The 23,461-nt window shown below is 61.5% G+C and carries 20 protein-coding genes; 14 read left to right on the top strand and 6 right to left on the bottom strand.

All coding sequences use genetic code 11. The annotated features are described in order from the left end of the window. The first annotated feature begins 112 nt into the window (after positions 1-112). From AB4N43_RS20340 to trxA, 3 genes are all read left to right on the top strand, one after another. Positions 113-577: a YbaY family lipoprotein gene (locus AB4N43_RS20340; RefSeq protein WP_027924343.1), complete on the top strand. Its 465-nt coding sequence runs from the start codon at positions 113-115 to the stop codon at positions 575-577. Continuing rightward, positions 574-1,230: a class I SAM-dependent methyltransferase gene (locus AB4N43_RS20335; RefSeq protein ID WP_027924344.1), complete on the top strand. Its 657-nt coding sequence runs from the start codon at positions 574-576 to the stop codon at positions 1,228-1,230. Before AB4N43_RS20340 ends, AB4N43_RS20335 begins: the two co-directional genes overlap by 4 nt. 100 nt (positions 1,231-1,330) lie before the next feature. Further along, the gene (gene trxA, locus AB4N43_RS20330; protein WP_460151891.1) at positions 1,331-2,203 is read left to right on the top strand and encodes a thioredoxin; all 873 of its coding nucleotides are present in this window, start codon (positions 1,331-1,333) and stop codon (positions 2,201-2,203) included. On the opposite strand, the gene AB4N43_RS20325 is transcribed toward trxA, so the two are convergent. Then, positions 2,200-2,547: a hypothetical protein gene (locus AB4N43_RS20325; protein WP_027924346.1), complete on the bottom strand. Its 348-nt coding sequence runs from the start codon at positions 2,545-2,547 to the stop codon at positions 2,200-2,202. The genes trxA and AB4N43_RS20325 overlap by 4 nt on opposite strands. Before the next feature lie 135 nt (positions 2,548-2,682). Between AB4N43_RS20325 and AB4N43_RS20320 the strand changes: the two genes are divergently transcribed. From AB4N43_RS20320 to AB4N43_RS20300, 5 genes are all read left to right on the top strand, one after another. Next, positions 2,683-3,261 (top strand): DUF2796 domain-containing protein, encoded by a 579-nt coding sequence (locus tag AB4N43_RS20320; protein ID WP_027924347.1) that lies wholly within the window; start codon positions 2,683-2,685, stop codon positions 3,259-3,261. Between the two features lie 135 nt (positions 3,262-3,396). Further along, positions 3,397-4,107 carry an ABC transporter ATP-binding protein gene (locus AB4N43_RS20315; protein ID WP_460151890.1) on the top strand — a complete coding sequence of 237 codons (711 nt, stop codon included), beginning with the start codon at positions 3,397-3,399 and terminating at the stop codon, positions 4,105-4,107. 1 nt (position 4,108) lies between these two features. Beyond that, on the top strand, positions 4,109-5,374 hold the full coding sequence (locus tag AB4N43_RS20310; RefSeq protein WP_027924349.1) for an ABC transporter permease: 1,266 nt from the start codon (positions 4,109-4,111) through the stop codon (positions 5,372-5,374). Positions 5,375-5,385: 11 nt separating this feature from the next. Further along, the gene (locus AB4N43_RS20305) at positions 5,386-5,904 is read left to right on the top strand and encodes a DUF3299 domain-containing protein (RefSeq protein WP_027924350.1); all 519 of its coding nucleotides are present in this window, start codon (positions 5,386-5,388) and stop codon (positions 5,902-5,904) included. Between the two features lie 222 nt (positions 5,905-6,126). Continuing rightward, on the top strand, positions 6,127-6,828 hold the full coding sequence (locus AB4N43_RS20300) for an OmpW/AlkL family protein (protein ID WP_059182092.1): 702 nt from the start codon (positions 6,127-6,129) through the stop codon (positions 6,826-6,828). A gap of 54 nt (positions 6,829-6,882) precedes the next feature. On the opposite strand, the gene AB4N43_RS20295 is transcribed toward AB4N43_RS20300, so the two are convergent. Then, positions 6,883-7,812 carry an NAD-dependent epimerase/dehydratase family protein gene (locus AB4N43_RS20295; RefSeq protein ID WP_027924352.1) on the bottom strand — a complete coding sequence of 310 codons (930 nt, stop codon included), beginning with the start codon at positions 7,810-7,812 and terminating at the stop codon, positions 6,883-6,885. After that, on the bottom strand, positions 7,805-8,689 hold the full coding sequence (locus AB4N43_RS20290; RefSeq protein ID WP_027924353.1) for a sugar nucleotide-binding protein: 885 nt from the start codon (positions 8,687-8,689) through the stop codon (positions 7,805-7,807). Before AB4N43_RS20290 ends, AB4N43_RS20295 begins: the two co-directional genes overlap by 8 nt. 324 nt (positions 8,690-9,013) lie before the next feature. On the opposite strand from AB4N43_RS20290, the gene AB4N43_RS20285 reads away from it, so the two are divergent. Continuing rightward, entirely contained in the window at positions 9,014-13,330 is a 4,317-nt protein-coding gene (locus tag AB4N43_RS20285; RefSeq protein WP_460151889.1) for an Lhr family helicase, read from the top strand. Positions 13,331-13,445: 115 nt separating this feature from the next. Here the strand turns inward: AB4N43_RS20285 and AB4N43_RS20280 are convergent, their stop codons facing one another. Further along, positions 13,446-15,569, bottom strand: a complete 2,124-nt coding sequence (locus AB4N43_RS20280; RefSeq protein WP_460151888.1) for a mechanosensitive ion channel family protein — start codon at positions 15,567-15,569, stop codon at positions 13,446-13,448. A gap of 247 nt (positions 15,570-15,816) precedes the next feature. Between AB4N43_RS20280 and AB4N43_RS20275 the strand changes: the two genes are divergently transcribed. The 5 genes from AB4N43_RS20275 to AB4N43_RS20255 all read left to right on the top strand — a co-directional run bounded on the left by AB4N43_RS20275 (position 15,817) and on the right by AB4N43_RS20255 (position 21,206). After that, on the top strand, positions 15,817-17,016 hold the full coding sequence (locus AB4N43_RS20275; protein ID WP_460151887.1) for an MFS transporter: 1,200 nt from the start codon (positions 15,817-15,819) through the stop codon (positions 17,014-17,016). 204 nt (positions 17,017-17,220) lie between these two features. Then, the gene (locus AB4N43_RS20270) at positions 17,221-18,147 is read left to right on the top strand and encodes a DUF72 domain-containing protein (protein ID WP_460151886.1); all 927 of its coding nucleotides are present in this window, start codon (positions 17,221-17,223) and stop codon (positions 18,145-18,147) included. Next, complete coding sequence (locus tag AB4N43_RS20265) at positions 18,144-18,941, top strand: endonuclease/exonuclease/phosphatase family protein (RefSeq protein WP_027924358.1); 798 nt, start codon at positions 18,144-18,146, stop codon at positions 18,939-18,941. The genes AB4N43_RS20270 and AB4N43_RS20265 overlap by 4 nt, the downstream gene beginning before the upstream one ends. Further along, positions 18,938-20,233, top strand: coding sequence for a cardiolipin synthase ClsB (gene clsB, locus AB4N43_RS20260; protein WP_460151885.1), 1,296 nt, complete (start codon positions 18,938-18,940; stop codon positions 20,231-20,233). The genes AB4N43_RS20265 and clsB overlap by 4 nt, the downstream gene beginning before the upstream one ends. Then, positions 20,220-21,206, top strand: a complete 987-nt coding sequence (locus AB4N43_RS20255; RefSeq protein WP_027924360.1) for a lysylphosphatidylglycerol synthase domain-containing protein — start codon at positions 20,220-20,222, stop codon at positions 21,204-21,206. The genes clsB and AB4N43_RS20255 overlap by 14 nt, the downstream gene beginning before the upstream one ends. A gap of 117 nt (positions 21,207-21,323) precedes the next feature. On the opposite strand, the gene AB4N43_RS20250 is transcribed toward AB4N43_RS20255, so the two are convergent. Both AB4N43_RS20250 and AB4N43_RS20245 read right to left on the bottom strand, forming a co-directional pair. After that, positions 21,324-22,082, bottom strand: coding sequence for an alpha/beta hydrolase family protein (locus AB4N43_RS20250; RefSeq protein WP_027924361.1), 759 nt, complete (start codon positions 22,080-22,082; stop codon positions 21,324-21,326). Then, positions 22,072-23,181: a DUF3182 family protein gene (locus AB4N43_RS20245; RefSeq protein WP_027924362.1), complete on the bottom strand. Its 1,110-nt coding sequence runs from the start codon at positions 23,179-23,181 to the stop codon at positions 22,072-22,074. Before AB4N43_RS20245 ends, AB4N43_RS20250 begins: the two co-directional genes overlap by 11 nt. Between the last annotated feature and the right edge of the window lie 280 nt (positions 23,182-23,461).

The raw sequence follows: 23,461 nt of genomic DNA, 5'->3' as shown, positions 1-23,461 counted from the left end.
AAAAAGGGAGGGCCATGGTAGCGCATCCCGGTGGCAAGACAAGCCATAGGGTTTACGGTATACAGACGCCTATAGAGCTTGATCCATGGATTTCACCTTGCTGGAGCCGTAAATGTCCTTAAGACCGCTCGTTTTGCTCAGTCTTTTCAGCCTGCTGGTGGCCTGCAGCAGCGATGCGCCCAAGCCCCAGCCACCGACGCCAGGGCCCGCCCCGCAGGCAGCGCAGAAAAAAGCCCAGGAGTCGGCCAATCTTGGGCCGCTGCCCGCGTACCAGCGTGAATTGAGCGGCACCTTGCAAGGCGTGCCGGCCGGCGCCGAAGTCGAACTGGCGCTGCTGGTGATCGATGAAAAGGATCGCCCACAGCAATTGCTTGCCAGTTCCACCTTGATCGGCACCAATCAAGCGCTGCCGTTTCACCTGCGCTTCAACCCGGACTCATTCCCGGTCGGTGCCCGCGTTGAACTGCGCGGCCGCGCCAGCCAGTCCGGTCAGCTGATTCTGCATCTGCCGTCGCAGTTCATTTCCCAGCCCACCACCCAGGCCCTGGGTCAGCTGCAATTCGTCAAAGCGCCATGATTGCACCGCTCGACCTGCAACAGGCCTTGGGTGAACTGCTCGGTGATGCGCAGCTTGTGCCTGTGGCATTGCCCGAGACCGACCTGAAACTCTGGCTGATCGACGGCGACAACATGGACCGCGCGTTCAGCCCCGAAGAAACCCGACGGATCCTGCATGAACCGCCCTACTGGAGTTTCTGCTGGGCCAGTGGTCTGGCGGTGGCGCGTTATCTGGCCGAATTCCCGCAGTGGGTCAAAGGCAAGAGAGTCCTGGATTTCGGTGCCGGTTCGGGGGTGGCGGGGATTGCCGCCGTGAAGGCCGGCGCGCTGGAAGTGGTGGCCTGTGACCTCGACCCGCTGGCGATTGCCGCGTGCCGGGCGAATGCCGAACTCAATGACGTACCGCTCACCTACTCGACCGACTTTTTCGCCGAGGCCGACCGGTTTGATCTGATTCTGGTCGCCGACGTGCTCTACGACCGGGCGAACCTGCCATTGCTCGATGAGTTTTTGACCCGTGGCAAGGAGGCACTGGTGGCGGATTCGCGGGTCCGGGATTTTCGTCACCCGTTGTATCAGCGCATTGAAATGCTGGAAGCGATGACCCTGCCGGATCTGGCTGAACCTGAAGAGTTTCGGCATGTGAGCCTTTACCACGCCACCCGGACATGATCGCTCCCACACTCTGCGTGGGAAGGATCAGTGCTCCGACTTCCGGCCACCCCCCGCCAAGCCGTATAGTTGCCCCATTCACGCTTCCAAGAGATCCCCCATGAGTCAGGAAACGCCGTACATCTTCGACGCCACGACTGCTGATTTCGACCAGTCGGTGATCGAGAACTCTTTCCACAAGCCGGTGCTGGTGGATTTCTGGGCCGAATGGTGTGCGCCCTGCAAAGTGCTGATGCCATTGCTGCAGACCATTGCCGAAAGCTATCAGGGCGAATTGCTGCTGGCCAAGGTCAACTGCGACCTGGAACAAGACATCGTCGCCCGTTTCGGCATTCGCAGCCTGCCCACCGTGGTGCTGTTCAAGGACGGTCAACCGGTCGACGGCTTTGCCGGTGCGCAACCGGAATCCGCCGTGCGGGCGATGCTTGAGCCCCACGTTCAGATGCCGCCACCGGCAGCGGCCGACCCGCTCGAACAGGCCCAGGTGTTGTTTGACGGAAGCCGTTTCGCCGACGCCGAAGCGATGCTCACAGTGCTGTTGGGCGAAGACAACACCAACGCCAAGGCACTGATCCTCTACGCCCGCTGTCTCACCGAGCGCGGTGAATTGGCTGAAGCGCAAACCGTGCTCGACGCGGTCAAGAGCGATGAACACAAAGCGGCGCTGGCCGGTGCCAAGGCGCAGATCCAGTTTCTCGGTCAGGCCAAGGATTTGCCGGATGCGGCAGACCTGAAAGCGCGCCTGGCGAAAGACCCGCAGGACGATGAAGCGGTGTATCAACTGGCGATTCAGCAACTGGCTCGCCAGCAATACGACGCGGCGCTGGATGCGTTGCTCAAGCTGTTCATCCGCAATCGCAGCTACAGCGAAGGTCTGCCACACAAGACCTTGCTGCAGGTGTTCGAACTGCTGGGCAATGACCATCCGCTGGTGACCACGTACCGCCGCAAGCTGTTTGCTGCGCTGTACTAAGCCGGTTCGATCCAGCGATAGAGCGGCGTATCCCCGCCGCTCGACACCTTCACATCGGCGCTATGGCGCAAGCGCACCAACAGGCGCTTGCCCGACACCGCGCTACCCGTCAGCCCTTCCAGCTGATCGAGCAAATCCGGCCCGCTCAATTGCCCGGCCTTGCGCAGCAGGTCCTTGGCGATCTGCCACAACGCCTCATCCTGAGTCACCGGTTTGGCCGGGGCGACACTGGCCTCGGGCTTGCTCACCTGCAACTGCGCGCCGAGCTTCGCCCAGTCACCGTCATCCATCTCCAGCGTCAAATCCACCGGCCAGTCGCCGATGCTCCCGCGAATTCGCAACATAGGTCTGCTCCTGCACATTTCTGACCGGCATGCTCCCATGGGACTTGTGCAACGCCAAGCAGGCGGTCAAACTCTTCGCACTTACGTTATAAGATTACATAACAAATTATTCATTTTACTTTTCGGAGACCCGCCATGCGCCGTCTGCTGCTCGCTTTGCCGTTTGCCTTGTTGCCGCTGGCCGTCGCCCACGCCGCCGATGAACATGATCATGAGCACGGCAGCCTTGGCGCCCATGAACATGGCGTCGGTCGCTTGAACGCAGCGCTGGACGGCCAGACCCTGGAGCTGGAACTGGAAAGCCCGGCGATGAACCTGGTGGGCTTCGAACACGCAGCCACCACGGATGCCGACAAAGCCAAGGTCGCCGCCGTCCGCGCCCAGCTGGAAAAACCGCTGGCGTTGTTTAATCTGCCGAAAGCCGCTGGCTGTGTGGTCGCCATGCAGGAACTGGAGAGCCCGCTGTTCGGTGACAAGCCGGACGCCGACGATGATCATGATGAAGATGCCAAGGACGAACATCACCACGATCACAGCGAAATCCACGCACACTATCAATTCACCTGTGCAGCGCCCGGCGCCCTGAAAACCCTGGACCTGGCGACTATTTTCAACACGTTCCCGGCCACCCAGAAAATTCAGGTACAACTGATCGGCCCGAGCGGGCAGCAAGGTGTTGAAGTGACCGCCAAGGCGCCCGCCCTGAAATTCTAAATCCACCGAAGATCCCTGTGGGAGCGAGCTTGCTCGCGATGAGGCCATAACATTCAACATCTGCATTGACTGTTACACCGCCCTCGCGAGCAAGCTCGCTCACACAGGTAAATCAACACCCATGAAATCGGCGCTATGACCCAAGCACTCATCGAACTGTCCGACCTGGGCTTCAGCTGGCCCGGTCACCCGCCGTTGCTGGATATCCCGGCGTTTCGCCTGGAGCCTGGCGAAACCCTGTTCCTCAAAGGCCCCAGCGGCAGTGGCAAAACCACCCTGCTCGGCCTGCTCGGTGGCGTGCAGAAACCTGATCGCGGCAGCATTCGCCTGCTTGGCCAGGAATTGACCGAACTCGGTGCCGGTGCCCGCGACCGCTTCCGCGTCGACCACACCGGCTACATCTTCCAGCAATTCAATTTGCTGCCGTTCCTGTCGGTGCGCGAGAACGTTGAACTGCCCTGCCACTTCTCCAAATTACGCGCCGAACGGGCGAAACAGCGCCACGGCAGTGTCGATCAGGCCGCGGCCACCCTCCTCGCCCATTTGGGCCTGAAGGATGAAAGCATCCTCAGCCGCCGCGCCGACTCGCTGTCCATCGGTCAACAACAACGCGTGGCCGCTGCACGAGCGCTGATTGGTCAGCCAGAACTGGTCATCGCCGATGAACCAACGTCGGCGCTGGACTACGACGCTCGGGAAAACTTCATTCGCCTGTTGTTCACCGAATGCCGTGAAGCCGGGTCGAGCCTGTTGTTTGTCAGCCATGACCAGAGCCTGGCGCCGCTGTTCGATCGCAACCTGACGCTGGCCGAACTCAATCGCGCCGCCACCCCGTCCGAGGTCTGAGATGTATTTGTTTCGTCTAGCCATGGCCAGTCTGGCTAACCGGCGCTTCACCGCGATTCTCACCGCGTTCGCCATCGCCCTGTCGGTGTGCCTGCTGTTGGCGGTGGAGCGCGTGCGCACCGAAGCCAAAGCCAGTTTCGCCAGCACCATCAGCGGCACCGACCTGATCGTCGGCGCGCGTTCGGGGTCGGTGAACCTGTTGCTGTACTCGGTGTTCCGGATTGGCAACGCCACCAACAACATCCGCTGGGACAGCTTCGAACACTTCGCCAACAACCCGAAAGTGAAGTGGGCGATTCCGATGTCCCTCGGCGATTCCCATCGCGGCTATCGGGTGATGGGCACCACCGAGGCCTACTTCGAGCATTACCAGTACGGCCATCAGCAACACCTGGAACTGGCCGACGGCCGCGCCTTCGCCACCGATCCTTTCGAAGTGGTACTCGGTGCCGAAGTCGCCGACGCGCTGCACTACAAACTCGGCGACAAACTGGTGCTGTCCCACGGCGTGGCGGTGATCAGCCTGGTCAAGCACGACGACAAACCGTTCACCGTGGTCGGCATCCTCAAGCGCACCGGCACCCCGGTGGACCGCACGTTGCACATCAGCCTCGGCGGCATGGAGGCGATTCACATCGACTGGCACAACGGCGTGCCGGCCCGAGGCGAAGGCCGGATCAGTGCCGATCAGGCGCGCAACATGGACCTCACGCCGCAAGCGATCACCGCATTCATGCTCGGCCTCAACAGCAAGATTTCGACGTTCGCGGTGCAACGCGAGATCAACGAATTCCGCGGTGAACCGATGCTGGCGATCCTCCCCGGCGTGGCACTGCAAGAGTTGTGGAGCCTGATGAGCACGGCGGAAAAAGCCTTGTTCGTGGTCTCGCTGTTCGTGGTGCTGACCGGGTTGATCGGCATGCTCACGGCGATTCTCACCAGCCTGAATGAACGTCGGCGGGAGATGGCGATTCTGCGTTCGGTGGGGGCCCGACCGTGGCACATCGCAACGTTGCTGGTGCTGGAGGCATTTGCGTTGGCGTTGGCCGGCGTGATTGCCGGCGTGGCGTTGCTGTATGTGTGTATCGCCGCCGCCCAGGGCTACGTGCAAGCCAATTACGGCTTGTACCTGCCGCTGGCGTGGCCGAGCGAGTATGAATGGACGCTGCTCGGTGGCATCCTGATCGCCGCTTTGCTGATGGGCAGCGTGCCGGCCTGGCGCGCGTATCGCCAATCGTTGGCCGATGGCCTGTCGATCCGACTATGAGGACGTTGAACATGCCCCGCGCCGTACTAGCGCTGCTAATGCTGGTCGCCTTGCCCCTGTGGGCGGCCGAGCCGAAAGACCTGACCTGGTCAGAAATGATCCCGCCGGACGCCGCGCCGGAAGTGCCGAATATGACGCCGCTGCACGACTTGTCGCAGATGAGCAGCACCCTGGCGGCCGAGTCGGCACCCGCCGCCAAGCAGGACATGCCGAATGCGCCGGTGGTGAAGAGCCTGGATGGCCAGAACATTCGCCTGCCGGGCTACATCGTGCCGCTGGAAGTCAGTGAAGACGGGCGGACCACGGACTTTCTGTTAGTGCCGTATTTCGGCGCCTGCATCCACGTGCCGCCACCGCCGTCGAACCAGATCGTGCATGTGAAAAGCGAAGTCGGCGTGAAGCTGGATGAGCTGTATCAGCCGTACTGGATCGAGGGGGCGATGCAGGTCAAGGCGTCCACCAGCGAGCTGGCGGATGCCGGGTATCAGATGGAGGCGGACAAGATTTATGTGTATGAACTGCCGGAGTGAATCCGGTGGTCATGTGTGATCTGACAGATCGCTATCGCGAGCAGGCTCACTCCTACAGGGATCACCTAAATCCTGTAAGAGTGAGCCTGCTCGCGAGGGGGCCCTCAGAGCCAACACAAAAACCAACCCCATCACCGTTTCATTGAGCTGAATCAAAAGACCGTATTAGAGCGCTTTGTACCATTGGACATCGAAAATTTTTAACGTCCTTTGGAGCCCTCCATGCACAAGTCCTTGCTCAGCGCTTCGCTGTTTGCCTTAGCGCTCACAGCCCCGCTCGCCCATGCCTTCGAGGCTGGCGACATCCTCATTCGTGCCGGTGCCATCACCGTCAACCCGAAAGCCGACAGCTCCAGCGTCAAGGTCGACCAAGGCCCGCTGGCCGGTACCAACCTGGGTGGCAAAGCCACCATGGACAGCGACACGCAGCTGGGCCTGAACTTCGCGTACATGATTGACGCCCACTGGGGTATCGAGCTGCTGGCGGCTACCCCGTTCGAGCATGAGGTGAAACTCAAAGGCACTTCTTTGGGTTCCGCGGCCAACGGTAAACTCGGCACCCTGAAACACCTGCCGCCAACCTTGAGCGTCGTGTACTACCCGCTCGACTCGAAGTCGGATTTCCAGCCGTACCTCGGCGCCGGTATCAACTACACCGTGATCTATGACGAACACGTCGGCAGCGAAGCCCAGGCCAAGGGCTTCAGCAATTTCGAGGCTGAAAACTCATGGGGCCTGGCGTTTCAGGTTGGTGCTGACTACATGATCACCGACAAAATCCTGCTCAACGCCCAAATGCGCTACATCGACATCGACACCCGCGCGACCGTCGAAAACGACTCGCTGGCGCCTGGCACACGTGCCAAGGTCAATGTTGACGTAGACCCATTCGTTTACATGGTTGGCCTGGGTTACAAGTTCTAAGCCCCCATAAAAAAAGGCGCCTCAACCGGCGCCTTTTTTGTGGCTGTAAAAAACTCAGCGTCCCAGCAGCCGTGCCAAACCAACACTCATCGGAGTCTGCCCGCAAAAGCTGAAGCGCTGCAGCAAACGCTGGTTGTTCGCCCGGGAATGGCGGATGTCGCCAGAACGCGCCGGGCCGTAGCTGATCGGCGGCAACTCGCCCACCACCGCTTCCAGCGCCTGGAGCATTTGCTTGAGGCTGGTCGCCTGGTTCCAGCCGACATTCACCGCGCCGACTTCAACCTGTGGTTTTTCGATGGCTTGCACCAGCAGGTCCACCAGATCCTCGACGTAGACGAAGTCGCGCGTTTGTTCGCCATCGCCGAACACGGTGATCGGCAGGCCTTTCTGTGCCCGCTCGCTGAAAATGCTGATCACCCCGGAATACGGCGAGGACGGGTCCTGTCGGGGGCCGAAGATGTTGAAGAAGCGGAAGATCACCGGTTCCAGTGCATGCTGGCGCCGGTAGAAATCGAAGTAGTACTCGCTCGCCAGTTTGTCCGACGCGTACGGCGTCAACGGCGCTTTGGCGGTGTCTTCATCAATCGACTCACCTTCGCCATTGTTGCCGTACACCGCCGCACTGGAGGCGAACAGCACGCGCTTGACGCCAGCCTGGCGCATGGCTTCGCAGACATTCAGCGAACTGATGAAGTTGCTCTGGTGCGTCTTCACCGGATCATCCACCGAGGCCTGTACCGACGCCACCGCGGCCAGGTGCGCCACCGCGCTGCAACCGAGCATCGCCTGAGCCACCAGCGCAGCATCGGCGACGTCGCCGACGATCAATTCAAGGTGGGGGTTATCCAGTGGCAGGTTGCTGCGTTTGCCAGTGGACAGGTCATCGAGAATACGCACCGAATGGCCCTTGGCGAGCAAGGCGTCGGTCAGGTGCGAGCCGATGAAACCGGCGCCGCCGGTGATTAAAACGGGTCCGTCAGCCATGGCGATAAAACCTGTCCAGTAAGCCCGGGAGCGCGGCGCGCCAGGCGCGAGGCTTGATCCCGAACGTGTGCAAAATTTTCTTGCAGGCCAGCACTGCGTGCTGCGGCTCTTCGGCGGCATCCGGACGCGCGGCGTGAGCCTGGGCGGTCGGTGCTTCGATGGCCAGCGGATGCAGACTGCGTGCTTCGGTCAGGATGGCCTGCCCCAGTGCCAGCGGCGTGGTCGCCTCATGCCCGGCGTAATGATAGGTGCCCCACAGCGGCGCTGCACAATCGAGTTGCTTGAGCACCGAGATGATCACCCGGGCCGCGTCGTCGACCGGGGTCGGGTTGCCCCGGCGGTCATCGGCCAGCAGCAGTTCGTCGGGGGTTTCGGCCCGCGCAAGGAAACGCCCGAGCGTGCCTTCAGGGCTGTCATCGAGCAGCCAGCCGAAACGCAGCAAGACGTGCTGCGGGCAGGTCGCGCGAACGCTTTGTTCGATGCGCCACAGCGCCTGACCGCGTAGCCCCAGCGGCACCGGTTCGTCTTTTTCGCTGTAGGCGGTGGCGCGGGAGCCATCGAACACTCGATAGCTCGAAGGTTGCAGCAGCACGATGTTGTGATGCTGGCACAGTTCGGCCAGACGCTCGACCGCGCGCTCCTGCCCGGCCAGACGCCCTTCGCTGACCGTCTCCGCCTGAAACCAGTCGAAGTAGTAGGCGAGGTTGATCAGCGCGTCCGGGCGGGTGTCGTCGAGCAGTTGCGTCAGGCTCGCGGCATCCCAGCCGTCTTGCGGGGGGCGGGGGGCGAGGAAACCGATGTCTTCCTCCGCACCGAGGCGAATCAGCGCCTGCCCAAGGGCATTTCCGCCGCCCAGTAACATAAGGCGCATTCGCATAGAGTCAGCAGGCCCAGTCTGATTGGAACGATGGCTTTATCGACACGGCCCGCGGGCAATGCCGTTGATAGTTGCCGGAATCGTTGCATTTTGCGGGTTTAGTGCGCAACCGTCATCCGTAAAGTGTAGATCCTCCGGATTTGTGGTGCGGCTACTGGCCCTATCGCGGGCAAGCCCGCTCCCACAGGTTTATCGGATGGTCACAGAATATTGGCTCACACATAACCTTGTGGGAGCGGGCTTGCCCGCGATAGGGCCCTGAAGTACAGCGCAGATCCCGAGCGGTACTTGCAACTTCATTTCCCCACCCGCATAACTGACTTCATGAATCTGCCAATCCCCATGGACAGCGCCCTGGCAGGCTTCCACCCTGCCGTCAGCGCCTGGTTCAGCAGCACCTTCCCGACGGTCACCGCCGCCCAGGCCCGGGCGTGGCCGTTGATTCGTCAGCGCCGCTCGACCCTGATCGCTGCGCCCACCGGCTCCGGTAAAACCCTTACCGCCTTCCTCGCCGTCATCGACGACCTGGTTCACCGCGGCCTGGAAACCGACGACGGGCTGCCAGACGAAACCCTGGTGGTCTATGTCTCGCCGCTCAAGGCCTTGTCCAACGACATCCAGATCAACCTGCAAAACCCGTTGGCTGGAATCACCACGCAATTACGGGCGATGGGCTTGCCCGAACTGCAGATCAACACCGCTGTGCGCACCGGCGACACCCCGCAAAAAGACCGCTCGGCCATGCGCAAGACCGCGCCGCACATTCTGGTGACCACCCCGGAATCCCTTTACGTGCTGCTCGGCTCCGATTCTGGCCGGCAGATGCTCGGCACCACGCGCACCGTGATCGTCGATGAAATTCACGCCATCGCCGCGAGCAAACGTGGCAGCCATTTGGCCCTGAGCCTTGAACGGTTACAGGCGCTGTGTGCAGAACCGCTGATGCGCATCGGCCTGTCCGCCACGCAAAAACCCATCGAAGCAGTGTCGCGTTTTCTGGTGGGCCGCGACCGTCCCTGCGCCATCGTCGACATCGGCCACGCCCGCCCACGGGACCTGGACATCGAAGTACCGCCCGTGCCGTTATCGGCGGTCATGGCCAATGACGTCTGGGAACAGGTCTACGACCGCCTCGCCGCCCTCGCCCGCGAACACCGGACCACGCTGATTTTCGTCAATACCCGGCGCCTCGCCGAGCGTCTGAGCCGGCACCTGAGCGAACGCCTCGGCAAAGACGCGGTGGCCGCGCACCACGGCAGTCTGGCCAAAGAGTTTCGCCTGGACGCCGAACAACGGCTCAAGCGCGGCGACCTGCAAGTGCTGATCGCCACCGCTTCGCTGGAGTTGGGCATCGACATCGGCGACGTCGATCTGGTGTGCCAAATTGCCTCGCCGCGCTCGATTTCCGGGTTCCTGCAAAGAGTGGGTCGCTCCGGACACCAGGTCGGCGGTACGCCCAAGGGCCGCTTGTTCGCCACCACCCGCGACGACCTGATCGAATGCGCCGCGCTGCTCGATTGCGTGCGGCGCGGCGAACTCGACACGCTGCAGATTCCTACCGCGCCGCTGGACGTACTCGCACAGCAAATCATCGCCGAAGTCAGTTGCCAGGAATGGTCGGAACAGGCATTGCTGGAGACATTCCGCAACGCCTCGCCGTATGCCGGACTCGACGAAAAACATTATCAGGCGCTGCTGCACATGCTCGCCGAGGGTTACAACGGGCGTCAGGGCATCCGCAGCGCTTACCTGCACCGTGATGCAGTCACCCGCACCCTGCGCGGCCGCCGGGGCGCCAAACTGACGGCGGTGACCAGCGGAGGCACCATTCCGGACAACGCCGACTACAGTGTGTTGCTGGAACCCCAAGGACTGAACATCGGCAGCGTCAACGAAGACTTTGCGGTGGAAAGCATCGCCGGGGATGTGTTCCAGCTGGGCAATACCTCCTACCGGATCCTGCGGGTCGAAACCGGCAAGGTCCGGGTCGAAGACGCTCAGGGCCAGCCGCCGACCATTCCTTTCTGGCTCGGCGAAGCGCCGGGGCGCAGCGCGGAACTGTCATTTGCCGTTGCGCGCTTGCAAGCGCACCTCGACGACCTGCTCGGCGCCACACCGGGCAACCTGCAACCGGCCCTCGACTGGCTGACCGACACCCTCGGCCTGAACCTCGCCAGCGCCGGGCAACTGGTGGATTACCTCGCCCGCGCACGCCTGACGCTCGGCGCCCTGCCGTCACAAGACACACTGCTGATGGAGCGGTTTTTCGACGAGTCCGGCGGCACGCAACTGATCATCCACACCCCGTTCGGCAGCCGCATCAACCGTGCCTGGGGCCTGGCCCTGCGCAAGCGTTTCTGCCGCACGTTCAACTTCGAATTGCAGGCTGCCGCCAGCGAAGACGCGATCGTGCTGTCGCTGTCCACCAGCCACAGTTTTGAACTCGACGACGTCTGGCGTTACCTGCACAGCAACAGCGCCGAGCACATCCTGATTCAAGCGGTCCTCGACGCGCCGTTGTTCGGCGTGCGCTGGCGCTGGAATACCGGTGTCGCCCTGGCCCTGCCGCGCTACAGCGGCGGACGCAAAGTGCCGCCGCAGATCCAGCGAATAAAAAGCGAAGACCTGATCGCCAGCGTCTTCCCCGATCAGATTGCCTGTGTGGAAAACCTCGCCGGCGAGCGCGAAATTCCCGACCATCCGTTGGTGGAACAGACCCTCGACGATTGCCTGCACGAGGCGATGGACAGCGAAGGCTGGCTGACTCTGTTGCGGCGCATGGAACGGGGTGACGTGCGGCTGATCAGTCGCGACTTGCCGGCGCCCTCCCCACTGGCAGCGGAAATCCTCAGCGCCCGGCCCTACACCTTTCTCGACGATGCGCCATTGGAAGAGCGCCGCACGCAAGCCGTGCTCAACCGGCGCTGGACCGACCCACAGTCAACCGATGACCTCGGCGCGCTGGATACCGAAGCGATTCAAGCGGTACGCGATGAGGCCTGGCCGACACCCACCGGCGTCGATGAAATGCACGAGGCGTTGATGAGCCTTGCGTGCATCACCGACACAGAAGCGCAGGCCAATGCGCACTGGCTCGATTGGCTGAACGCCCTGGCCGACAGCGGGCGCGCCAGCCGCTTGCAGATCAACGCCAGGCAATCGTTGTGGCTGGCCCTGGAGCGGTTGACTTGCTGGCAGGCGATTTATCCACAGGCGATTTTGTTGCCTGAACTGCAAGCGTTGCCCGGTTTCGATGAGGTTTGGGCGCCAGAAGAAGCCATCGTTGAAGTGATCCGCGCTCGGCTCAGCGCATTCGGGCCGTTGCCACTGGGCGCGATTGCCGAACCGCTTGGAGTGGCGGCCAATCATGTCACTCAGGCCTTGGCGCAACTGGAACGCGAAGGCTATGTGTTGCGCGGCCGGTTCACGCCCGGCGCGGGTCATGAGGAATGGTGCGAGCGGCATCTACTGGCGCGCATTCACCGCTACACCGTCAAGCGTTTGCGCCGGGAAATCGAGCCGGTGGCGTTACAGGACTTCATGCGTTTTCTGTTCGACTGGCAGCACCTGTCGGTCTCGACTCAGGGCCAAGGCAGCGCGGTTTTGCCGGCGATTATCAGTCAGTTCGAAGGCTACCCCGCCGCTGCATCGGCCTGGGACAGCGACATCCTGCCGGCGCGGATCAAAGATTATTCGCCAGGCTGGCTGGACGATCTTTGCCGCAGCGGAAAACTGGTCTGGACACGCCTGACCGCTCCCAACAAAAGCGCCAGCACGGCGCTGCGCAGCACGCCGATTCTGTTGCTGCCGCGCAGCCAGGTCGGCTTGTGGAGTAGCTTGACCGAGCAGACAGCGGTCAGCGAACTGTCGCCCAAAACACAAAAGGTTCACGAAGCGCTCAGCCAGCACGGCGCGCTGTTTTTCGATGAGCTGATTCACGAAGCCCATCTGCTGCGCTCGGAACTGGAAATCGCCTTGCAGGAACTGGTCGGCGCCGGACTGGTGAATGCCGACAGCTTCGCTGGCTTGCGGGCGCTGATCACCCCGGCCAGCAAACGCCAGAATCGCAGCAGCCGACGCGGGCGCGGGGCATTTGTCGGCGGCATGGACGATGCCGGGCGCTGGGCGCTGTTACGCCGCGGGCCTGCCACGCCGGTTGTGGAGAACCAGCGCCCAGCGCCCACGCCTGTCGAGACACTGGAACACATCGCCATGACCTTGCTGCGACGCTATGGCGTGGTGTTCTGGCGTTTGCTGGAACGAGAGGCGGATTGGCTGCCGAGCTGGCGCGAATTGCTGCGTACCTTTCATCGGCTGGAGGCACGGGGCGAGATACGCGGCGGGCGGTTTGTCAGTGGTTTGGCCGGCGAACAATTTGCGTTGCCCGAAGCTATTCCCCTATTGCGCGAAGTACGTCGTCGGCCGCATGACGGAAGCTTGATTGCAGTGTGCGGGGTTGATCCGCTGAACCTGGCCGGGACGCTGTTACCGGGAGCGAAGGTGCCGGCGTTGGCGAGTAATCGGTTGGTGTACCGCGATGGGTTGCCGGCGGCGGCGGAGATTGCCGGCACGCAGCATTATTGGCTGGAGCTGGATCAGGTATCGAGTGCTGAGTTACACAACAAACTGATCCGGCATTGATGGTGTCCGGGCGGTCCTCATCGCGAGCAAGCTCGCTCCCACATTGGATGTGCGTCGTTCATACAACCTGTGGGAGCGAGCTTGCTCGCGATAGGGCCATCAGCGTCAACACAAATCACTGAGTTCTAGGCTGATCCGGCAGCAACACCGCCGAATGCTCCTGCGCCAATTCGTCATCCCCATCCATCTGCCGCTGCGGCATAAAAACCTGCTGTGGATAAGTCTGCGCGAAATGCACCCAAGGACTGTTATCCACAAGCTTTTTCAATCGCTGGTTAAACGCCCGGCTCACCGCATATTGCCCCCCCGACACGGTACGGAACTGCGCCGTCAGCACCACGCCATTGAGGTCCATTTTGTCGACCCCGAAGACGTCGAGCGGCCCTTGCAGGTTGTACTTGAGAAACGGGTCGTCGCTGATCGAATGCCCGGCCTCACGGATCAACTCGATCGCCTTGTCGACGTCGGTGTCATAGGTGAACTGCACCGAGAAGAACGCGTAAGCAAATTGCCGGGATTGATTGGTCACTGCCTTGATCTGGCCGAACGGCACCGAGTGCACAAAACCCTTGCCGTCACGCAGGCGCAAGGTGCGGATGGTCAGGCCTTCGACCGTGCCCGCATGCCCGGAATCGAGCACCACCCAATCACCGATCGACAAGGTGTCTTCGATGATGATGAACAGCCCGGTGATGACGTCCTGCACCAGTTGCTGGGAACCGAAACCGATGGCCAGCCCCACCACCCCGGCACCGGCCAGGAACGGCGCGACGTTGATCCCCAGGTTGGCCATGGTGGTGATCGCACAGACCACCACCAGCAGGATTTTCATCGCATTGCGCAGCAGCGGCAGGATGGTTTTCACCCGCGTGCTTGGCTGGCGTGCGGAGCGTTTGTTGACCGGTGGTTTCAGGGCTTCCTGAATCGCCGTGTCGAGCACCACCCAGACCATCCAGGTCACGAGGAAGATCAGGCCGATGCGGCTCAGCGAATCACTGATCGCGCGTCCGACCGTGTTGCTCATCGCGAATTCCAGGAGTGACACCCCCCAGATACGCCCCAGGATGTCGATGAACACAATCGCCATGCTGATCCGCAGCAAGGCGTGTGAAAGGCTCAGAAATCGCTCTTTGTAGGCATTGCTGCGGCGCGCCGCTTGCTCGCTGCGGGACTTGAACAAGTGATGCAACGTCGTGCTGAGAAACACCGTGGCGATCAACAACACGGTGGTGAACAGCGCGCTGCGCAGCACCTGCTGATTGTCATCGCTGATGCTGATCAGGTTCATGACCGAGACCATCACCATCAACAGAATCGGCCAATACCACAGCCCCGAAAAAATCCGCAGCGTCTCGCGCAATGCCGGCTGTTTGAGGCGTTGCGCCAACGGCAGAATGCGGATCAGGTGCGCGACCGGGCGGCGCATCTTGATCACCAGCAGACCAAAGGAAATCGAGGCCCCAAGCCCGGTCAATACCGCGATGCTGCTGGTCAGGTTGCTGCCCAATTGGTGGGCGATCTGCGGGCTGGTCAAGGCATCGCTGAGCGCGACCAGAAAACCGATGCCAAACAGCGGGCGCGGGGTGTAATCGCGGAGAATCTGCACCGCCCGGCGCTTGTTCCCGGTGTTGAACAAGACCACCAATGTGAGCACCAGCGAGGCGGCGAAAATGCCGCTGCTGGTGGCGTAGGCGAAACACAGCGCCAGCGCCCGACCGGCAGACACCGGCAGGTAGTGGCTGACGACAATCGTCAACGGCAGGCTGATCAGCGCCGGCAGGCTGAATGGCAACAGATAACCGAGCACGGCCTGGCCGCGTTCACGGGTGAGCAGCAAGCGGTGCTCGCTCAGTCGCGTGGCGAGCATTCCACCGAGCAGCCAAAGCATCGCAAAAACGCTCATCCATACACCGGACAAAATCAGGAAATCCCCCATCACGCTCCAACTGGAACGCGCCGAGGGATGATTGACCAGTTGATCCACTTCGTCCGCCGCTCGGTCTGCGCGCAATCGCCAGGCGTCAACCAGGTCTTCGTTGAGATCAAGTTTGCTCTCGACCTCATCGATGCTCGAACTGATCGCCCCGAGCAAACCGCCCTGGACCAGTGGCTCCGGCTGAGCCGGTGGCGTCGCGGCGGTGCTGGTCGCCGGCAGGCCCGGCAGCGTTGCCGCTTGCAGCCCGAGGCTGCATGTGAACAGAAGTAGCGCCAGCGATATCGCAGTTTTGAACTTGAGCAAAACGGGGAGCTCCGTCGAAAAAGTCTGTAAGAACCTGATCGGAAAATAGCGGGTAAGTTCGGTTTTGGCCGCGGGATAAAGGACGGGGCCATTCCCTGTGGGAGCAAGCTCACTCCCGCGAATAACTGTAGAGCACTGTCGATATTTGACCTTAACGCAAATATCAAATGCTCCCTCCTGTATTTTTCCGCACAACCGGAACCCCGACACTGCGCTCCATTCACTCAAACCCACCGGAGTTGCAGTCATGCCCATTGCCTTGCTCGCGCTGACCCTCAGCGCCTTCGCCATCGGGACGACCGAGTTCGTCATCGTTGGCCTGTTACCCACCATCGGCGCCGACCTTGGCGTCAACCTGCCGTCCGCCGGCCTGCTGGTCAGCCTCTATGCCCTGGGCGTGGCCATCGGCGCCCCGGTACTGACGGCCCTGACCGGCAAAGTCCCGCGCAAAATGCTGCTGCTGTCGCTGATGGTGCTGTTTACCCTCGGCAACTTGCTGGCCTGGCAAGCGCCGAGCTACGAGTCGTTGATCATTGCGCGGATCGTCACTGGCCTGGCCCACGGGGTGTTTTTCTCGATTGGCTCGACCATCGCCACCAGCCTGGTGCCCAAGGAAAAAGCCGCCAGTGCGATTGCCATCATGTTCACCGGCCTGACCGTGGCGCTGGTCACCGGTGTGCCGCTGGGGACGTTCATCGGTCAGCATTTCGGCTGGCGTGAAACCTTCCTCGCGGTGTCGGCCTTGGGCGTAATCGCCTTCATTGGCAGCCTGATCTACGTGCCGAAAAACATCGCCCACAGCAAACCCGCTTCACTGTTGCAGCAATTGCAGGTGCTCAAGCAACCGCGCCTGCTGCTGGTGTACGCCATGACGGCGGTGGGTTATGGCGGTTCGTTCATCGCGTTCACCTTCCTGGCGCCGATTCTCCAGGACATTTCCGGCTTTAGTGCCGGCACAGTGAGCCTGGTGCTGCTGGTCTACGGCGTTTCGGTGGCGGTGGGGAACATCTGGGGCGGCAAACTGGCGGACACGCGTGGCCCGATCAGCGCGCTGAAAATCATCTTCGCCTTGCTCGCGGCGGTGCTGTTCATGTTGACGTTTACTGCCGGCAACCCATGGCTGGCGCTGGTCACGGTGCTGGTGTGGGGCGCCGTCGCGTTCGGCAACGTGCCGGGCCTGCAAGTGTATGTGGTGCGTCAGGCCGAACATCACACGCCGCAGGCGGTGGATGTCGCCTCGGGGTTGAACATTGCGGCGTTCAACCTCGGTATTGCAGGAGGTGCGTGGGGTGGTGGTTTGATTGTTGCGCACCTGGGGTTAATTCATACCGCGTGGATCGGTGGCCTGGTGGTGTTGGTGGCATTGGCGCTGACGGCGTGGAGCGGTCGACTTGATCGGTTGGGGCCGGTGTATCAAGGTTCAACCCGAATCGTCGCCGGGCACTGATTTAACCTGAAGGAGTGAGCCTGCTCGCGATAGCGGTGAATCAGTCGCTGTGAATGTTGACTGACACTCCGTCATCGCGAGCAGGCTCACTCCTACATTGGATATGTGTGTGCCGTACCGTCCGTAGTCCCGTCGAAACTTTCTCTCCCGCCCGGCAGTCATCCAAAGACAGGGCTGTCCGAGGACCATCAGACGGGAGGCGACATGGCGGCGATTCATATCGGCATTTCAGGCTGGCGTTATGCGCCTTGGCGGGGGAGTTTCTACCCAAAGGGGCTGACCCAGAAACGCGAATTGCAATTCGCGTCGCGGGCAGTCAACAGTATTGAAATCAATGGATCGTTTTACGCCTTGCAACGGCCGGAACGTTACGCCGAGTGGTACGCCGACACCCCGCCGGGTTTCGTCTTCAGCGTCAAAGGCCCGCGTTTCATTACCCACATCAAACGCCTGCGGGATGTCCATCATCCACTGGCAAACTTTTTCGCCTCCGGGGTGCTGGAGCTCAAGGAAAAGCTTGGGCCGATCCTCTGGCAATTCCCGCCCAACTTCAAATTCGACGCCGATGTGTTCGAAAGCTTCCTCGAACAATTACCCCACGACACCCAGCAGGCGGCCGCCCTCGCCCGCCAGCACGATTCGCACCTGAACGGCCACGCCAGCCTCACGGCGCACAAGAAAAAACCTGTACGGCATGCCGTGGAAATCAGGAACGAAAGCTTTGTCGACCCGGCGTTCATCCGTCTGCTCAAACGCTACAACGCCGCGCTGGTGATTGCCGATACGGTGGGTAAATGGCCGTACCGCGAAGACCTCACCAGCGATTTCGTCTACCTGCGCCTGCACGGTGCCGAAGAGCTCTACGCCAGCGGCTACCCCCCGCAGGCGCTGAAACGCTGGGCCGACCGGATCGACGCCTGGGTGCATGGCCAGCAACCGTCGGACGCGCAATTGATCGCACCTCGGCAGAAACCCAAGGCCCGCAAATCCCGCGAGGTGTTCTGTTATTTCGATAACGACATCAAGGTCCGTGCGCCCTTCGATGCGCGGCGCCTGCTCGAGCGCTTCCACCTCGACAACGAACTCGCCACCGCCCCCGGTGAGCCGGCAGCGGAAGGCGTGCTGCCATGAACATTCCCGAGCCGCTCGACGCAGCGGATGAGCCGTCCGCCCTCCTGACCGCCGTGCGCCGCTTCACGGTGCTGACGGTCAATACGCACAAAGGTTTTACCGCGCTGAACCGGCGTTTCATCCTGCCGGAGTTGCGTGAAGCGGTGCGCAGCGTGTCCGCCGACGTGGTGTTTTTGCAGGAAGTCCATGGCGCCCATGAGCAGCATCCCATGCGCTACAGCAACTGGCCGGCGATGCCGCAGTACGAATTCCTCGCCGACACGTTGTGGCCGCAGTTCGCCTATGGCCGCAACGCGGTCTACCCGGCGGGCGATCACGGCAATGCGCTGCTGTCGAAATTCCAGATCATTCGCCATGACAACCTGGACGTGTCGATCAGCGGCCATGAAAACCGCGGCCTTCTGCATTGCGTGCTACGCCTGCCCGGTGACGGTCAGGAAATCCACGCCATCTGCGTGCACCTGGGGCTGCGCGAAGCCCATCGCACTGAACAGCTAAAACTGTTGAGCCGACGCCTCGCAGAGTTGCCCGACGATGCGCCGGTGATCGTGGCCGGGGACTTCAATGACTGGCGTCAGCGCGCCGATGTGCTGCTCAAGCCGTGTGGCCTGCGTGAAGTGTTCGCCGAACATCACGGCAAACCGGCGCGCAGTTTTCCGGCGCGAATGCCGGCGCTTCGACTGGACCGCATCTACGTGCGCAACCTCAAGGCCAGTCGTCCGCAGGTGTTGGCGGCGCGCCCCTGGTCACACCTTTCCGACCACGCACCGCTGTCGGTGGAGATCGAACTATGAGCATCCCGTCGATGGAAGAAACCCGCGCGGAACGCCTGTCCACAAACCCGACCACCCGTGAGCCTGGCGTGGTCAATGTCGACTACGGCTGGCAAGGCAACAACCGGGTCGAGTTGCTGGAAAACGGTGAAGCGTATTTCCCGAGGGTGTTCGAGGCCATGCGTCAGGCCACCACGGAAATCCTCCTGGAAACCTTCATCGTGTTCGAGGACAAGGTCGGCAACGAGCTGCAGCAAGTGCTGATCGACGCGGCCCGGCGCGGCGTGCGGGTCACCGCCAGTCTCGACGGCTTTGGCTGCGGCGAATTGAGCACCGGGTTCCTGGCGGCGTTGAGCCAGGCCGGCGTACACATCCAGATATTCGATCCGGCGCCAAAGCATCTGGGCATTCGCACCAACTGGTTCCGTCGGCTGCACCGCAAGATCGTGGTGGTCGACGGCACGATTGCCTTCATCGGCGGGATCAATTTTTCCGCCGACCATCTGGGCGACTTCGGCCCCGAGGCCAAACAGGATTACTCGGTTGAAGTGCAAGGCCCGGCGGTGGCCGACATTCATCACTTTGCGCTGCTGCAATGCGGGCGCCCGGCCCGTGCCAAATACTGGTGGCAACGACGCCGGCAGCGGCGCTCGGAATTGGCCTTCAACGATCACGACGGTCAGGTTCGGCTGGTGTACCGCGACAATGGCGACCATCGCTCCGACATCGAGGAGGTTTACCGGCTGGTGTTGCGCAGCGCCAAGCGTCGGGTGGTGATCGCCAACGCCTACTTCTTTCCCGGTTATCGCTTGCTGCGCGAGATCCGCAACGCGGCGCGCCGTGGTGTCGATGTGCGGCTGATCCTGCAAGGGCAGCCGGACATGCTGGTGGCCAAGCTCGCGGCGCGCATGACCTATGACTATCTGCTCAAGTCAGGCGTGCAGATTCACGAGTATTGCGAGCGGCCGCTGCATGGCAAAGTCGCATTGGTGGATGAGGACTGGAGCACCGTCGGTTCGAGCAACCTCGACCCGTTGAGCCTGTCCATGAACCTGGAAGCCAATGTGTTGATCCGCGACCGTGCGTTCAATCGCACGCTGTTCGAACGCCTTGAACACCTGAGCGACAACCACTGCAAAGCCATGTCCGTCGACAACGCCCCGCGCGGACGCATCTGGCACATGACGGTCGGCTTCCTGGTGTTTCACTTCCTGCGGCATTTCCCCGCGTGGGCAGGTTGGCTGCCGGCCCACAAGCCGCGCCTGAAGCCCTTCAGCCAGCCGACCGGGAGCGATCACCATGTCCCGCGCTGAAGCTCATTCGACCCCACACATCGGGCACCCGGCGAAATCGCGCTGGAGCCGCTGGAAACGGCCATTGACCCTGCTGTTTTTCCTGGCGCTGATTGTCCTGCTGACGATGCTCGCCCAGCGTCTCGAATGGAACGAAGTCTTCGACACCCTGGCCGATTTCAAGGTACGTACGCTGGTCATCGCCTCGGGGCTGACGCTGTTGAGCTTTCTGGTGTACGCCTGTTTCGACCTGATCGGCCGCACCTACATTCGCCAGGACCTGACGTGGAAACAGATCCTGCCGGTGGGGATCATCAGCTATGCGTTCAACCTTAATCTGAGTGCATGGGTGGGTGGCATCGCCATGCGCTATCGGCTGTATTCACGGTTGGGTGTGAGCAAGGGGAACATCGCGAAAATCCTCGGCTTGAGCCTCGCGACCAACTGGTTTGGCTACATGGTGATTGCTGGCGTCGTGTTCAGCAGCGGCCTGGTGCGCATGCCGCCCGGCTGGAAACTCAGCAGCGATGCATTGCAAGGCGTCGGTGTGGTGCTGCTGTTGGTGAGTGCCGGTTACCTGGTCGCCTGCCGGTTTTCCAAGCGTCGGGAATGGGCGATTCGCGGGGTGGAAATCAACCTGCCATCGCTGCGCATGGCGGTGCTGCAACTGGCACTGGGGGCGCTGAACTGGTCGTTGATGGCGGCGGTGATTTTTACTTTGTTGCCGAGCAAGCTGGACTATCCGCTGGTGCTGGGTGTGCTGCTGATCAGCGCCATCGCCGGGGTCATCACGCATATCCCGGCAGGGCTTGGGGTGCTGGAGGCGGTGTTTGTGGCGCTGCTGCAACATGAGGTTTCGCGGGGGAGCCTGGTGGCGGGGTTGCTGGCGTATCGGGCGATTTATTTCATCTTGCCGTTATTGATTACATTGGTGATGTATCTGGTGGTGGAGGCCAAGGCCAAGTCGTTGCGGATCTCGAAGAAACCTTCTTGAGTATGGGGGGAGTCGGATGCCGCCATCGCGAGCAGACTCACTCTTACATTTTGGATCGCGGTCTACCTGTAGGGTGGGCCTGCTCGCGATGACGGACTCGAAAACAGCGAAGATTTCTCAGCGGGATTGAATAATGCTCAACCGCTCACCCACCACCATCTCGGTAATCCAGTCCACCAGAATCGAGGTATACGCCTGCTGCGAAACCGGGTCGCTCAAGGCGTGATCGGCGCCGTCGATAATCCGGTGGGTCAGCGAGTGGGTCTGCTGACACGCCGCGCGGTAACTCATGATGGCTGCGTGGGGCACATAGTCGTCAGTCTCGGATTCAACCAGCAGCACATCACCGGTGAATTGCGAGCAGGCATGCAGGGCCCGGTTGCTGTCGGCGCGGATCAACGTGCTGCGGTAATCGCGCAGATCGGTCTTGTCCAGCTCACGCTTGGGTGTGTGCCACTGATCGTCGCGATACAGCGCCGGCACCCGCAGCGCCAGCCAACGCACCGGACGTAATGACGTCAGTATCGCGGCCAGGTAACCGCCATAACTGGTGCCGACCACGGCGATGGCCGAGGTGTCGAGCGCCGGGTGCGCGAGCAGCCGGTCATACGCCGCCAGCAGGTCGCGCAAATTGTCTTCACGGGTGACGCGCGTCAGCGGGATTCCGGTGCCGCCGGTGTGACCGCGCAAGTCGAACGTCAGGCACACGCACCCCAGACCGGCGATGCCTTTGGCCCGCTCCAGATCCCGCTCCTGACTACCGCCCCAACCGTGCACGAACAGCACGCCGGGAACCTTGGATTTGGGGCTGAGAAAAGTCCCGCTCATCTGTTCATCGTCGATGTCGATCTGAATGGTTTCACTTCTAGCCGTCATAGGATTTGACCGTTACGTACTTGAGAAGAAAGTCACTGTTTTCTGCGGGGCCGCGGTACACCTCGATGGCGTCCGCCGGCAGCGGTTGATCGATGTAGGTTTCGACGGATGACACACGAATCGCGCGCATCCGCGGATCATTGACGAAGCTCTGCAACGCGGCCACTTCCGCGCTGCTGGCACCGCCCATGCGCCAGGACTGCTCCAGCACACCGCTACGTGGCTTGCCGTTACTGTCCAGCCCCTGAGCAATGTCGTAGTTGCGCCGTGACGCATAGAAACCGGGATAGGCCTCATCGGCGGCGCTGTCAAACACTTGCGCTTGGCGGATCGCCAATCGCACGTCATCCGGCAACGGCAGCTTGAGCAGGTCCTCGTAATAACCCGGCACCACCAGCAGGTTGGAGCCGCCGTACACCCGCTCGCCCTGCCCGTCTTCGATCAAGTATTGATCACCGCAGTAACTCAGCACGGTGTCGCCGATAAAACTCTGGCCGACACTGTGGGTAATCACGTCACTCAGGTCCTGCTCCAACACTACGCCTTCGGCGAACAGCTTGCTGGCATCAGGTCTGGCGAGAATGGCGTCGAACTGGTCGAGGCTTTCAATCACTTCCTGTCCCCGTCCGGCGCAGGCATGCACCGGCTTGAGCCGGATCGGGCCGTTGTAGAGCAACTGTTCGGCGGCGGGCCGCGCATCGTCGAGGGAGAACACGCTGAGGCCATCCAGCACCACGTTGCGCACGCGTTCGGAAAACAGCGGTGACCAGCCTGGTGGGGCATAAGCATTCTTGTTGAGCAAACCATGGCTGATGGCTTTGGTGCAGATGAAATCGTGGTCGACGTAGCCGCCCCACAAATCTTCCGGCCCTTTGACGCCCATTTGCCGGGCGGCAGCGGCGCCTACCAGGGTCTGGGTCGGCAGCAGGTAGAGATCCCGGCCGTCATGCAATTTCTGATCAAAACTGCCGCCGTACTTAAGGCCCAGAATCTGCGCCAGCCAACGGGCCAGGGCGCGATTGGTTTCGACTTCATGCTGTGGCGCATCGGGGCCCACGGAATGGGCGACCACCAGTTTTTTGCGGCTTGTTGGGGTCATGCGTCCCCCTTCAAATGGCGATTGATGAGTGTTGAGGGAACGGTGCAGAGATCAGGCCAAGCGGTGGGCGCCGCAAACAACTGTTAAATCAGATAGTTGTGAAAAGGGTAATGGCATCAGGCCTGTTTTATTCTGCACGACAGTCGATTCACCTCCTGCATTTTGCACGATAGCCCTGTGGGAGCCGAGCTTGCTCGCGATGGCGATGTATCAGACACATCAGTGTTGAATGTTATGGCGCAATCGCGAGCAAACTCGGCTCCCACAGGCTATGCAGTGA

The organism is Pseudomonas sp. S2_B07 (assembly GCF_054668435.1).
Note: the sequence above shows the minus strand (reverse complement) of the source record. Positions and strands in the feature narration are given on the sequence as shown.

What these genes read in the sequence shown, in the direction of transcription:
- AB4N43_RS20340 (WP_027924343.1), top strand. Translation starts at nt 113, where the DNA reads ATGTCCTTAAGACCGCTCGTTTTGCTCAGTCTTTTCAGCCTGCTGGTG.
- AB4N43_RS20335 (WP_027924344.1), top strand. Translation starts at nt 574, where the DNA reads ATGATTGCACCGCTCGACCTGCAACAGGCCTTGGGTGAACTGCTCGGT.
- trxA (WP_460151891.1), top strand. Translation starts at nt 1,331, where the DNA reads ATGAGTCAGGAAACGCCGTACATCTTCGACGCCACGACTGCTGATTTC.
- AB4N43_RS20325 (WP_027924346.1), bottom strand. Translation starts at nt 2,547, where the DNA reads ATGTTGCGAATTCGCGGGAGCATCGGCGACTGGCCGGTGGATTTGACG.
- AB4N43_RS20320 (WP_027924347.1), top strand. Translation starts at nt 2,683, where the DNA reads ATGCGCCGTCTGCTGCTCGCTTTGCCGTTTGCCTTGTTGCCGCTGGCC.
- AB4N43_RS20315 (WP_460151890.1), top strand. Translation starts at nt 3,397, where the DNA reads ATGACCCAAGCACTCATCGAACTGTCCGACCTGGGCTTCAGCTGGCCC.
- AB4N43_RS20310 (WP_027924349.1), top strand. Translation starts at nt 4,109, where the DNA reads ATGTATTTGTTTCGTCTAGCCATGGCCAGTCTGGCTAACCGGCGCTTC.
- AB4N43_RS20305 (WP_027924350.1), top strand. Translation starts at nt 5,386, where the DNA reads ATGCCCCGCGCCGTACTAGCGCTGCTAATGCTGGTCGCCTTGCCCCTG.
- AB4N43_RS20300 (WP_059182092.1), top strand. Translation starts at nt 6,127, where the DNA reads ATGCACAAGTCCTTGCTCAGCGCTTCGCTGTTTGCCTTAGCGCTCACA.
- AB4N43_RS20295 (WP_027924352.1), bottom strand. Translation starts at nt 7,812, where the DNA reads ATGGCTGACGGACCCGTTTTAATCACCGGCGGCGCCGGTTTCATCGGC.
- AB4N43_RS20290 (WP_027924353.1), bottom strand. Translation starts at nt 8,689, where the DNA reads ATGCGAATGCGCCTTATGTTACTGGGCGGCGGAAATGCCCTTGGGCAG.
- AB4N43_RS20285 (WP_460151889.1), top strand. Translation starts at nt 9,014, where the DNA reads ATGAATCTGCCAATCCCCATGGACAGCGCCCTGGCAGGCTTCCACCCT.
- AB4N43_RS20275 (WP_460151887.1), top strand. Translation starts at nt 15,817, where the DNA reads ATGCCCATTGCCTTGCTCGCGCTGACCCTCAGCGCCTTCGCCATCGGG.
- AB4N43_RS20270 (WP_460151886.1), top strand. Translation starts at nt 17,221, where the DNA reads ATGGCGGCGATTCATATCGGCATTTCAGGCTGGCGTTATGCGCCTTGG.
- AB4N43_RS20265 (WP_027924358.1), top strand. Translation starts at nt 18,144, where the DNA reads ATGAACATTCCCGAGCCGCTCGACGCAGCGGATGAGCCGTCCGCCCTC.
- clsB (WP_460151885.1), top strand. Translation starts at nt 18,938, where the DNA reads ATGAGCATCCCGTCGATGGAAGAAACCCGCGCGGAACGCCTGTCCACA.
- AB4N43_RS20255 (WP_027924360.1), top strand. Translation starts at nt 20,220, where the DNA reads ATGTCCCGCGCTGAAGCTCATTCGACCCCACACATCGGGCACCCGGCG.
- AB4N43_RS20250 (WP_027924361.1), bottom strand. Translation starts at nt 22,082, where the DNA reads ATGACGGCTAGAAGTGAAACCATTCAGATCGACATCGACGATGAACAG.
- AB4N43_RS20245 (WP_027924362.1), bottom strand. Translation starts at nt 23,181, where the DNA reads ATGACCCCAACAAGCCGCAAAAAACTGGTGGTCGCCCATTCCGTGGGC.